Here is a 12,869-nt window from a genome sequence, read left to right as displayed (position 1 = left end):
AATTAATTTACTAGTTTTGTAAAAAAAAAAGACCGTACTTTCAAAAAGTACGGTCTTTTAGTAAGATTATTTAAAAGTATAAAATGCAAAATCAATCGAAAGATCCTTTACATGGTATAACGCTTCAGAAAATTGTAGAAGCATTAGTAGAATACTATGGTTTTGATACTCTGGCGGAATTAATTCCGATAAAGTGCTTTATTTCAAATCCAAGTGTAAAATCAAGCTTGACTTTTTTAAGAAAAACCGACTGGGCACGTAAAAAAGTGGAAGATTTGTATGTAAAATCACTGCCTAAATTGGCGAAGTAATTTATAATTTATAAGAAATCATAACACCTCCACGGTAGGGAAGCCATTCGCCACTTTTGTTCCAGTTTTGTGCTTTTTCATATCTACCTGGAGTTCCATCGTTGTAATAACCGTGGTAAAAACCTTGGTGCCAGCCACCTCCTGCAAAGATATCCAGTAAAAATTTATCGTTTAATTTAATGTTATACCCAACAGTAACTCCTAAGCGATACCCAAAACCATGTTCGTACATGTTAGTGTTCCAGTAATTCCATTTTTGAATTTTGTAGACGTCTGGTCCAGCGTGCCCTCCTACATAGAAACCATTATAGTTTTCTTTAAAATGATAACGGAGTTCAGGTGTTAGTGTGTAGAATTGCATTGGATTTTTTCCATCAAAAGATTCCCAAAATGACGCCATTACGTCAACACTAAAAGTTAGATTTTTGCCTATGCTGGTTTCAACTCCAACATTTGGCACTGCCAATAAAGCAGTTGCAGCATTAAACTTGATAAAAGTCTGACTTTGAGACTGAATCGAAAAGAAAAGAACTAGGGCAATAAAAATTTTTTTCATAAAAATAGACTTTCGTGATGTCGAAATAAGTTCTTTTTTCTTATTTCGACTGCAAATATAACGGAAACCAATAGTTACTATTATCCAGAACCATTAATTTAACAGGAATATTTTTTTTTCAAAAAGAGCTATTGTTTTTTATTGCTTAATAATGAGTAGATTACGCTATCAATGAACTTGCCGTCATAAAATTCACATTCTTTAAAATGCCCTTCTTTTACAAAGCCACACTTTTGTAATACTTTTTCAGAGGCATAATTTTCAGGGTCAATTACTGCTTCAATTGAATGTAATTTTAATTCTTCAAAACCATAAGTGATCAATCCGTTTACTGATTCCGGGATGATTCCTTTTCCGTGAAATTCCGGTAGTAAAATATATCCAATTTCAGCACGATGATGCTCTGGCTGCATTCTGTAATAGCCAATGATTCCCAATAATTTTGGGTTGCCTTTTAGCGTAATTCCCCAATTGATTCCTTCATTTGCGACAATTTTGTCTTCAATCATCTTAATATGTGCTAAGGCATCTTCAGAATCTTTAACTAAGGGACGAGGGATGAATTTCATCGTTTCAGGATTTGAACGCAATTCGAAAACTTCATTAACGTCGTCATTTGTGATTCTTCGTAAAAGCAAACGTTCTGTTTCGATTACAGGGAAGGGAGTAAAATTAAATTCCAGCATTTTTTTGTAGATTATAATATTGAGATACTAAATTTTGAATTAAAGTTTTGATTAGCTTCGAGAACTAAAATTCCTTCTTTTTCGAATAAATTTCCCGAATTTTCAGCAGTGTCAGAGTATCCAAGCCAAGGTTCTATACAAATAAAAGGAGCTTGTGGTTTTGTCCAGATTCCTAAACTAGGAAAATCTTCAAAATCTACTTTGACATAGGGTTTGGAGTTTTGAAGAAGTGTTAGCGATTTTGATTCCAGGGTTTTAAAAATTAATGCATCGTTTTCGAATAATTGATAGTCAAACGGAATTAATCCATTTTCATTTTTCAAGGTTTCTGTTTGATTAGAAATCAAATCATTCTCTAAGAGATAATATTTTAAAACTTCTTGTTTTTCGAATTGGAAAGCATAATTTTTAAAATCTCCCGGTAATGCTATTGCAGGGTGAGCTCCGATCGAAAATGGCATTTTGCTTTTTCCTGTGTTGATTACTTTATATTCAATATTCAAAGTTGTGTTTTCAACACTGTAAATAAGCTGTAGTTCAAATTCAAAAGGATATTTTTCTAATGTTTCGGCATTTGATTTTAAAGAGAAGATTGCTGTATTTTCAGTCTTTTCGATCAATTCAAAGTTCATATCACGTGCAAAACCGTGTCTTGGTAGTTGGTATGCTTTTTCGTCGATTGTATAAGTATCGTTTTTAAGGGTTCCTACAATAGGAAAAAGTACTGGAGAATGTTTACCCCAAAAGTCTGGATTGCCCTCCCAGATGTATTCTTTATTTTGATTGTCTTTTAATGAAAATAATTCTGCTCCGGAATGTTTTATTGAGACGCTTATCGCTGAATTGTTGATAGTTGTATTCAAAGTGTTTGAAATTGAAAAAGATTACTGATATACTGATGTAAATATATTTTATAAATTTTATTTTTTTAGGAAAATGGCTTAAAATATTTTTTGCATAAAATTTTGCTAAAATTGAATTTACGTTTTATAATTTCTCTGTAAATAGCTTTTTTTTTCATTAATTTGCTACATAAACAGCTAAAAATTATGAAAAAACAATCCTCAAAAGCCTTATTAACCATGGCTTTGTTTGTTGGAGTTTCTTCTGTCTGGGCACAGCAAACACCTCCTGCAACAGTAGTAAATCCTGTTAACAATTACGATTACCACGATGCGTTTGGACCAAATTTCTATACCAAAAATGGAACACCAACGCGCTCTGCAAACGGTCAGCCGGGAGTTGAATATTGGCAAAACAGAGCCGATTATCAGATTACGGCAAAATTAAACGGAACTACGAATGAAATTACCGGTACAGATGAAATTACCTATACCAATAATAGTCCGGAAAAAATGTCATTTGTATGGTTGAATTTAGATCAGAATTTATTCAAAAATGATTCAAGAGGGAATGCGGTGGTGCCGCTTTCAGGAAGTCGTAACGGTGCTCAGGGACAGGTTTTTGACGGAGGAAACAAAATTAAATCGGTTAAAGTAATTTCAGGTGGAAAGAAAAAGACTGAAATTGAAGCAAAATATATAGTTACAGATACCAGAATGCAGATATTTCTTCCCGAAACATTGGCATCAAAAGGGGGAGCTGTAAAAATTAAAATTGAGTTTTCGTTCGTTGCACCTTTTGAAGGATCGGACAGAATGGGAGTTTTGGAAACTAAAAACGGTAAAATTTTTACGATTGCGCAATGGTATCCGCGTATGTGTGTGTACGATGACGTAAAAGGATGGAATACTGCCCCTTACTTGGGGGCATCAGAGTTTTATTTAGAATATGGAAATTTTGATGTAAAGTTAACGGTACCTGCAAATCATTATGTTGTAGGATCAGGAGAATTGATAAACGGTGCAGAAGTATTACCGGCAGAACAGCTTAAACGCTATAAAGAAGCTGGTCAGAGCGACAAAACCGTAACAATTCGTTCTGCTGAAGAAGTTGCTGCTGCGGCAAATTCAAAAACAACAGGAGAGAAAACATGGCATTATCAAATAAAAAATGCTCGTGATTTTTCATGGGCTTCTTCAGCAGCTTTTGTTTTAGACGGTGCCAAAATTAATCTGCCTAGTGGTAAAAAAGCACTGGCTTTATCAGCTTATCCCGTAGAAAGTGGCGGAAAAGAAGCTTACGGGCGTTCCACTGAATATGTAAAAGCATCGATTGAGCACTATTCTAAAAAATGGTTCGAATATCCTTATCCGGTAGCCACAAACGTTGCAGGAAACGAAGGCGGAATGGAATATCCGGGAATTGTTTTTTGCAGCTGGGAGTCAAAAGGACAAGATTTATGGGGGGTAACCGATCATGAATTTGGGCATATCTGGTTTCCTATGATTGTAGGTTCAAACGAAAGATTATTCGCCTGGATGGATGAAGGATTTAATACTTTTATAAATTCATTAAGTACTGAGGAATTTAATAAAGGCGAATATAAAGAAGCGCCATCGAATTTGCACAAATTAGCAGAGCCGTTCACAAGACCGGATCTGGAAACGATAATGAGTTCTCCTGATAATATGAAAGAGGCTAATATTGGGATGCTGTGTTATTTTAAGCCAAGTTCAGGTTTGGTAATTTTAAGAGAGCAGATTTTAGGAAAAGAGCGTTTTGATCTTGCTTTCCGTACTTACATAGAACGTTGGGCTTATAAACATCCTCAGCCGGATGATTTCTTCCGATCAATGGAAAATGTTGCAGGTGAAGATTTAAGCTGGTTCTGGAGAAGCTGGTTTGTAAACAATTGGCGCTTTAATCAGGGGATCAATTCAATTAAGTACATAAAAAATGATCCGTCAAAAGGAGTTGCAATCACAGTTGAAAATTTTGATAAAATGCCTATGCCGGTTATTTTAGATGTGAAAACAAAAAGTGGGAAAGTGACAAGAGTTAAATTGCCTGTTGAAGTATGGCAACGTAACAATGTTTGGACATTTAAACACAATTCTACTGAAGAAATAGAAAGTATCACGCTTGATCCGGATAATGTTTTTCCAGACAATAATCAAGCTAATAATGTTTGGACAGCCAGTAACGGTAAAATAGAAAAAGATGTAGTTTTAGATGGTTATTTAGGAACATATTCGACTTCAAAAGCTCCTTTGAAAATTGATTTTACAGAAAAGAATAATGTATTGAATGTTCTGATAACAAATTATCCGAAGTTTACAGTTAAGGCGGTAGAAAATGAAAAAGATGTCTTTCAATCAGCTGAAGCCGGACTAAAGTTCAAATTTAATGAGGCTAAAACAGGTTTTGATATGATTATTTTGAGCAACGGTAATGCAATACCGTTTACTAAAAATTAAAAGATAAAAAAGTAAATACTTAAGAACCCGATAGTTATTTTGAACTATCGGGTTTTTTATGGGCCAATATTAACATTCTGTAAAAAAAATGTTAGAATTTTATTTTTTTGTTTTGTAAATAAAAAAATAGTGTACTTTTGCAGTCGATGAATAAAATAAGTTTACATATAACTTCTTTGTCACGGACAAACTCAGCTGTAACTTCTCCCGAAGTACGGACACTATCTCTATAGTATCCACAGAGTTTTTCGCCGCGTATTTATTTATATTCATTTTTCATTTTGAAATCACATCATTTGTCCATTGGACAAACATATCCTAAAAGTATATATTATTTTTTAAATTTTCTTAATCAAGTTTTTGATTTTGAGAATGTTACTCCTATTTTGCTTATTTTTATTGGATTGAATTCAGGATTTCAAACTAAACAATACGTTTTAATTTTTAACTCTAACTTCAACTATTGAAATGAAAATCTCTATTGTTGTTACTCAGGAAGAACACTTCAAATTCGCACAGGAAATTTGCGATACAATAGAATCATCAGCCTTATTAAGAGGCACCGGGATTGCTAAAAGAACTCCTGAATACATTCAGAAAAAAATGTCAAATGGTGATGCGATGATTGCTTTGGCAGACGGAAAATTTGCAGGTTTTTGTTACATCGAAAGTTGGGAGCACGGAAAGTTTGTTGCTCATTCCGGCTTAATTGTGCATCCGGATTACAGAAGTTTAGGCTTAGCCAAAAAAATCAAATCAAAAGTTTTCGATTACTCTCTGGAAAGATATCCTGATGCCAAGATATTTGGAATTACAACAGGTTTGGCGGTTATGAAAATAAATTCTGACTTAGGATATAAACCTGTACCTTTTTCTGAATTGACTACCGATCCAAGTTTTTGGGCTGGCTGTAAAACCTGCACGAATTACGAAATTTTAAAAAGTAAAGAAAACAAAATGTGTCTTTGTACAGGGATGTTGCATGATCCGAAAGACAAACAAAAAGATCCGCCAAAACACCCATTTAACGTAGCCGTTTTAAGCAGATTGAAAAAAATCAAACAAGCTTTGTTCCTGAATAAAACATTGTTTTTCGGGTTCTTATCTTAAAAATTAAACTAAAAATTAGAATCTCAAACTTGCTAAATACGAAAGTATTGGCCTAAATTATAAAAAATGAAAAAAGTTGTATTAGCTTATAGTGGAGGATTAGATACCTCGTATTGTTTGAAATATTTAAAAAATGAAAAAGGATACGAAGTTCATACGGTTCTGGTAGATACAGGAGGATTTGATGAAGAAGAATTGTCAGCTATCGAAAAGAGAGCGTATGAGTTAGGAAGTGCACAACACGCAAACCTAACAATTGTAGACAAATATTATGACAAAGCTATAAAATATTTGATTTTCGGAAATGTGTTAAAAAACAATACCTATCCGTTATCAGTGAGCGCTGAACGTGTTTTTCAGGCAATTGAAGCAATCAAATATGCTAAAAAAGTTGGAGCAAGTGCCATTGCACATGGAAGTACAGGTGCAGGAAATGATCAAATCCGTTTCGATTTGATTTTCCAGACTATTGCTCCTGAAATTGAAATCATTACTCCAATTAGAGATTTAAAACTTTCAAGACAAGAAGAAGTAGATTATTTATCTAAAAATGGAGTGCATTATTCTTGGGAGAAAGCACAATATTCAATTAACAAAGGACTTTGGGGAACAAGTGTTGGAGGTAAAGAAACCTTAACATCAAGTGAGCCTTTGCCAAGTGAAGCTTATCCTTCGCAATTGCAAAAAGAAGGAGAAGAAAAAGTGACTTTGCATTTTGAGCAGGGAGAATTAGTAGGCTTAAACGGTAAAAAAGATGTTCCTGAAAAAAATATTGTCAAACTTGAAAAGCTGGCAAATGCTTATGCTATCGGGAGAGATATTCACGTAGGTGATACCATTATCGGGATTAAAGGAAGAGTTGGTTTTGAAGCTGCCGCACCTTTAATTATCATCAAAGCTCACCATTTACTGGAGAAACATACACTTGGTAAATGGCAGCAATACTGGAAAGAACAATTAGGGAACTGGTACGGAATGTTATTTCACGAAGGGCAGTTTTTAGATCCGGTAATGCGTAATATCGAAACCTTTTTGCAGGACACACAGAAAACAGTGAACGGAACCGTAACAGTTTCATTAAAACCATATCATTTTTCACTTGACGGAATTGAATCTAAAAATGATTTAATGAATACAGGTTTTGGTCAGTATGGAGAAATGAATAATGCGTGGACATCTGACGATGCAAAAGGATTTATTAAGATTTTAGGTAATGCTCAAAACATATTTTCATCTGTAAACCATTTAGATCATGATTAATATCGGAATAATTGGTGGCTCAGGCTATACAGCCGGAGAGCTCATCAGAATCTTAATGTATCATCCCAAAGTAAACATTGATTTTGTTTACAGTACAACCAATTCGGGAAAACCGCTTTCTGTGGCACATCAGGATTTGATAGGAGATATCGAAATGAACTTTACAGATGTGGTTAATCCGAATGTAAATGTGGTGTTTCTATGTCTTGGTCACGGAAAATCTATTTCGTTTTTGAAAGAGAATCAGTTTGCAAGCCACACGAAAATCATCGATCTGGGAAATGATTTCAGATTGAATAAAGATGCTCATTTTGAAGGAAAAGATTTTGTTTATGGGCTTCCGGAATTGAATAAATCAGCGATCAAAAAGGCTAATTATATTGCAAATCCGGGTTGTTTTGCCACAGCGATCCAATTGGCTTTACTGCCTTTAGCAAACAGTGATCTGTTGCTTAATGATGTACATATTAATGCAACAACCGGAAGTACCGGAGCCGGAGTGGGACTTTCAGAAACGTCTCATTTTAGCTGGAGAAACAACAATATGTCACATTACAAAGCTTTTGAACACCAGCATTTGGGAGAAATTGGAGAAAGTTTGGTTCAGTTACAAGATGATTTTGAAAGTGAATTACTTTTTATTCCAAACAGAGGAGATTTTCCAAGAGGAATTTTTGCCACCTTATATACAATTTCTGACGAGAGTCTGGAACAAACAGTGACCAGATACGAAGAATTCTATAAAAATGAGCCTTTTGTTACCATAACAACGACAAACATCAATATGAAACAAGTCGTTCAAACTAACAAATGTATCATTAGTTTAATGAAAAAAGGAAACCGGATTCTGATCACCTCAATTATTGATAATTTAACCAAAGGTGCTTCGGGACAAGCCATTCAAAACATGAATTTAATGTTCGGATTAGAAGAAACCACCGGTTTAAAATTGAAACCAAGCGGATTTTAATAGAAATTGAAAGATTAAAAAATGAAAAGATTGAAAAATTAATCTTTTGGGTAATTGTTTTAGTCACAGTAAAAATCTTTAAATTCTTCAATTTTTAAATCTTTAAATATTAAAAAAAAATGAACTTATTCAACGTTTACCCATTATACGACATCACTCCGGTTAAAGCTATAGATTGTACAATTGTAGATGACAAAGGAGTAGAATACTTAGATTTATACAGCGGACATGGTGTAATTTCGATTGGCCATACACAACCGGATTATGTAGCTAAATTAAAAGATCAATTAGATCACTTAGGATTTTATTCTAACGCGATTCAGAATCCGTTACAGGTAGAATTGGCGCAGAAATTAGGAAAGTTATCAGGATTAGAAGATTATGAATTGTTTTTATGCAGTTCAGGTGCTGAAGCAAACGAAAATGCTTTGAAATTAGCCTCTTTTCATAACGGAAAATCAAGAGTTGTAGCTTTTGATAATTCTTTTCACGGAAGAACCTCTGCAGCAGTTGCTGTTACCGATAATAAAAAAATTGTTGCGCCAATAAATGCGCAACAGGAAGTTACTTTTTTACCCTTAAATCAAATCGAATTAGTTGAAGCAGAACTTGGAAAAGGTGATGTTACAGCAGTAATTATTGAAGGAATTCAGGGAGTAGGAGGTTTAGACGAGGGAACAACTGAATTTTTACAGGCTCTGGAAAAAGCCTGTAAAAAGCACGATGTGGTTTTGATTTTAGACGAAGTACAGTCAGGATATGGAAGAAGCGGAAAATTCTTTGCCTTTCAACATCACGGAATCAACGCTGATATTATTTCGGTTGCCAAAGGAATGGGGAATGGTTTTCCGGTTGGAGCTATTTTAATCTCTCCAAAATTTGAAGCAAGTTTCGGATTGTTGGGAACCACTTTTGGAGGTAGTCATTTATCATGTGCTGCCGGAATTGCAGTGCTGGATGTAATTGAAAAATTGGATTTACAGAAGAATGTAAACGAAGTTTCGGCTTATTTCTTAGAAAAAATTAAAGAAGTTGAAGGAATTAAAAAAGTAAAAGGGAAAGGTTTGATGCTTGGAGTAGAGTTTGATTTTGATGTAGCAGCTTTAAGGAAAAAACTAATCATCGAAAAACATATTTTCACCGGAAGTGCCAACAATAAAAATCTGTTAAGAATTCTTCCTCCATTAACAGTAAAGAAATCAGATATTGATACTTTCATTGCAGCTTTAAAAGAAAGTCTGGAAGAACTTAAAAATTAAAGTTTACCCATTTACATAATACTGTTGATTCGTTTAATTGGTTAAACGATTAAACGAATTAACGGCTAACCAATTAAACCAAAAAAATGAACCCATTATCAATTGAAAAACGTAATCTGGTTTTGCGTGCTATGGCGCAGCTGGTCAAGCAGGAGCGGAACCAGATTATCTTAACCAATCAGGAAGATCTTGCTGATTATAACGGCTCAGACTTAGCGATGGAAGAACGCCTGAAAGTAGATGATAAAAAAGTCGACGAGATGATTTTATCTCTCAATCAACTAGCTTCGCAAGAAGATCCGGTTGGAGTAGAGCGTTTTCATTTTGTTCATGATAATGGAATAAAAGTGATTAACAAAACGGCCGCTTTCGGGACGATCTTAATCATTTACGAATCCCGCCCGGATGTTACGATTGAAGCGGGTGGAATAGCTTTTAAATCCGGAAATAAGATTTTATTGAAAGGTGGAAAAGAAGCTTTAAAATCGAATTTGAAAATTGTGGATTTGTGGCATCAGGCTTTAAAGAAAAACGGAGTTTCAAAGGACTGGGTGGAGTATTTGAATTATAATCGCACAGAAACTCAGGCCTTTTTAGAAAAACCAACTCAAAAAGTAGATTTAATTGTTCCCAGAGGAGGAGAAAAGTTAATTGAGTTTGTAAAAGCACATGCCAGTTGCCCGGTTATTGTAAGCGGACGAGGAAATAATTTTGTTTACGTTCATGAAAAGGCAGATACGGATTTGGCTTTAAAAATCATTATAAATGCCAAAACCTCTAAAATCTCAGCGTGTAATGCAGTTGATAAGGTTTTAATAGATTCGAAGCTGCCTAATTTTGAAGGATTTACAGCTATTTTAATTGAAGAATTAAAACAGTATAAAGTAGAAGTAATTGTAGATGAATCTCTAAAAAGCTTTGAAGATACAACAACACTTCAAAACGAAGATATTTGGTACGAAGAGTTTCTGGATTATAAAATAGTAATCGGAAGCATTGATTCTGAAGAAAATGCAATCGAAAAAATAAATAAATATTGCGGAGGGCACTCGGCAGTAATAATTACAAGAGATAATAAGGCAGCACAGGAATTTATGGATGCCGTGGATACTGCAGCCGTTTATCAAAATGCCTCAACACGTTTTACAGATGGAGGACAGTTTGGTCTGGGAGGAGAATTAGCGATAAGTACCGATAAATTACATCAGCGAGGCCCTATCGGACTTCAGCATCTCGTAACCAATAAATGGTATGTGTACGGAGAAGGGCAAATTAGGTAATTGAGGCAATTAGACAATTAGATCGTTGGACTTTCTTAGGATTTTAGATTGTAATTATTAGAATTTGGAATTTATAAAAACAAAGCTTTGCGAGCTTAGCGTTTATCCAGACAAAGAAATTAAAAAACCTTGCGCCCTTTGCGGTTAAATAGAGAATATGGCAAATGAGATAATTAAGGGAATTAGATAATTAGACAATTCTGAAAAAAAACTTAGAATCTCAGCATCTTAGAACCTTAGCACCTTTAAAAAATGAGTAAGAAGAGGATTTTATTAAAAATTGGAAGTAATACTTTAACCAAAGAAACCAATCATATTTCACGGGGAAAGATTGAAGACCTCGGAATGCAGATTGCAGCTTTAAACAAAGAGTACGAGTTTGTAATTGTGAGTTCCGGAGCAATCGCAGCTGCAAAGCAATTTGTAAAGCTCGAAAGTAAAGGAAAAGAAATTGTTGTGAAACAAGCGTTAGCTTCAATTGGTCAGCCACATTTGATGCGGATTTTCCACGAGAATTTCAGTGATTTGGGGTTATTGACTTCTCAATGTTTATTATCTTATTCTGATTTTGAGAAAGAGCAGTCTAAAGTCAATATTGTCAATACCATAAACGTTTTGGTAGAGAACAATTATATTCCGATTATTAATGAAAATGATACGGTTGCCACAGATGAGATCCGGTTTGGAGACAACGATAAATTGGCAGCTCTGACAGCCGTTCTTTTAAATGTTGATATTCTGATCATTGCCACCAATACAAACGGAATTTATACCAAAGATTCTATTCACGATGAAATTCCAGAAACGATCAAACTGGTACAGGATTTAAAAGTATTAGAAAAAGAAATTGGAGAATCTAAATCATCACATGGAACAGGAGGGATGCAGTCGAAGATAGAAGCAGCCGCAATTGCAAAAGCGGCCAATATTGAAACCTGGATCGTAAATGGATTAGATGATAATTTTATTCTTCGGGCACTAAAAGAAGAAATTCCATTTACCAGGATTGTGTAAAGATGTTTATTTGTTTAACCGTTAATTTGGTTAATCGAAGTAATATCACTAGAAAAAAATAAAAGTTAATAAGTTTTATCAAATAAACAAATTAACGATTAACCGATTAAACAGAAAGAGATGAACTATATTTCAATTCAAGATATCGACTCATTATCAAAATGGGTAAAAAGTGCGTTAAAAATTAAAAAGAACCCGCTTAAAAATCAAAGTTTAGGAAAAAATAAAACCTTAGGGATGTTATTTTTTAACCCAAGTTTAAGAACGCGTCTGAGTACTCAGAAAGCGGCTATGAACCTAGGAATGAATGTTATGGTAATGAATTTTACCAACGAAGGCTGGACGTTAGAATTCGAAGATGGTGCTATTATGGATTCCGGTGCGTCAGAGCACATTAAAGAAGCTGCAGAAGTAGTGTCACAATATTGTGATATTATTGCCATTCGTGCTTTCGCAGGTTTGGCAGACAAAGAAAAAGATTATGCTGAAACGGTAATTTCAGGATTCTTGAAACACGCAACCGTACCCGTTGTAAATATGGAAAGTGCCGTTCGTCATCCGATGCAATCTTTAGCGGATGCTATTACCATGGAAGAATACAAAACCAAGCATAAACCAAAAGTAGTACTTTCCTGGGCACCTCACCCGAAAGCTTTGCCACAGGCCGTTGCCAATTCATTCGTAGAAATGATGCAAATGCAAAAAGATATGGATTTTGTAATCACACACCCCGAAGGTTACGAACTTAGCCCCGAAATCACAAAAGACTGTAAAATAGAATACGATCAGAACAAAGCGTTTGAAAATGCCGATTTTGTGTACGTAAAAAACTGGAGTAATTTTAACGATTACGGAAAAGTAACCAATACAGACCCAAACTGGACTGTTACAGCCGAGAAAATGGCTTTAACTAATAATGGGAAATTCATGCATTGTCTTCCTGTTCGTCGTAACGTTATTGTAAGCGATGAAGTGCTCGACGGTAAGAATTCAATCGTAATTCAACAGGCGAATAACAGAACGTATTCGGCACAGTTAGTTTTACAGAAGATTTTGAAGAAATTATAATTTTGGAGGTACTAAGGTTCTGAGTTTCTAAGATG

12 protein-coding genes are annotated in these 12,869 nt (G+C 34.6%); 9 read left to right on the top strand and 3 right to left on the bottom strand.

All coding sequences use genetic code 11. From position 1 onward, the window contains the following. Positions 1-83 precede the first annotated feature (83 nt). Entirely contained in the window at positions 84-311 is a 228-nt protein-coding gene (locus tag BHE19_RS19645; protein WP_070908521.1) for a VF530 family protein, read from the top strand. A 1-nt stretch (position 312) separates the two neighbouring features. On the opposite strand, the gene BHE19_RS19640 is transcribed toward BHE19_RS19645, so the two are convergent. From BHE19_RS19640 to BHE19_RS19630, 3 genes are all read right to left on the bottom strand, one after another. Next, complete coding sequence (locus BHE19_RS19640; protein ID WP_070908520.1) at positions 313-867, bottom strand: DUF3575 domain-containing protein; 555 nt, start codon at positions 865-867, stop codon at positions 313-315. A gap of 128 nt (positions 868-995) precedes the next feature. Continuing rightward, positions 996-1,553: a GNAT family N-acetyltransferase gene (locus tag BHE19_RS19635; protein ID WP_070908519.1), complete on the bottom strand. Its 558-nt coding sequence runs from the start codon at positions 1,551-1,553 to the stop codon at positions 996-998. 11 nt (positions 1,554-1,564) lie between these two features. After that, positions 1,565-2,416, bottom strand: a complete 852-nt coding sequence (locus tag BHE19_RS19630) for an aldose 1-epimerase family protein (protein WP_070908518.1) — start codon at positions 2,414-2,416, stop codon at positions 1,565-1,567. Positions 2,417-2,602: 186 nt separating this feature from the next. Between BHE19_RS19630 and BHE19_RS19625 the strand changes: the two genes are divergently transcribed. From BHE19_RS19625 to BHE19_RS19590, 8 genes are all read left to right on the top strand, one after another. Then, a complete protein-coding gene (locus tag BHE19_RS19625; protein WP_070908517.1) occupies positions 2,603-4,873 on the top strand; it encodes a M1 family metallopeptidase in 2,271 nt (756 codons plus the stop codon). Positions 4,874-5,341: 468 nt separating this feature from the next. Next, the gene (locus BHE19_RS19620; protein WP_017497103.1) at positions 5,342-5,983 is read left to right on the top strand and encodes a GNAT family N-acetyltransferase; all 642 of its coding nucleotides are present in this window, start codon (positions 5,342-5,344) and stop codon (positions 5,981-5,983) included. 66 nt (positions 5,984-6,049) lie between these two features. Beyond that, complete coding sequence (locus BHE19_RS19615; RefSeq protein WP_070908516.1) at positions 6,050-7,243, top strand: argininosuccinate synthase; 1,194 nt, start codon at positions 6,050-6,052, stop codon at positions 7,241-7,243. Continuing rightward, positions 7,236-8,213: an N-acetyl-gamma-glutamyl-phosphate reductase gene (gene argC / locus BHE19_RS19610; RefSeq protein WP_070908515.1), complete on the top strand. Its 978-nt coding sequence runs from the start codon at positions 7,236-7,238 to the stop codon at positions 8,211-8,213. Before BHE19_RS19615 ends, argC begins: the two co-directional genes overlap by 8 nt. 119 nt (positions 8,214-8,332) lie before the next feature. Further along, on the top strand, positions 8,333-9,472 hold the full coding sequence (locus BHE19_RS19605; protein ID WP_070908514.1) for an aspartate aminotransferase family protein: 1,140 nt from the start codon (positions 8,333-8,335) through the stop codon (positions 9,470-9,472). An 86-nt stretch (positions 9,473-9,558) separates the two neighbouring features. Further along, positions 9,559-10,752 (top strand): glutamate-5-semialdehyde dehydrogenase, encoded by a 1,194-nt coding sequence (locus BHE19_RS19600; protein WP_070908513.1) that lies wholly within the window; start codon positions 9,559-9,561, stop codon positions 10,750-10,752. Positions 10,753-11,004: 252 nt separating this feature from the next. Then, positions 11,005-11,766: a glutamate 5-kinase gene (proB, locus tag BHE19_RS19595; RefSeq protein ID WP_070908512.1), complete on the top strand. Its 762-nt coding sequence runs from the start codon at positions 11,005-11,007 to the stop codon at positions 11,764-11,766. A 120-nt stretch (positions 11,767-11,886) separates the two neighbouring features. After that, complete coding sequence (locus tag BHE19_RS19590) at positions 11,887-12,834, top strand: N-acetylornithine carbamoyltransferase (protein ID WP_070908511.1); 948 nt, start codon at positions 11,887-11,889, stop codon at positions 12,832-12,834. Positions 12,835-12,869 lie beyond the last annotated feature (35 nt).

Source organism: Flavobacterium tructae, assembly GCF_001853485.1.
GTDB lineage: Bacteria > Bacteroidota > Bacteroidia > Flavobacteriales > Flavobacteriaceae > Flavobacterium > Flavobacterium tructae.
This window is presented reverse-complemented; position numbering and strand designations above follow the sequence as displayed.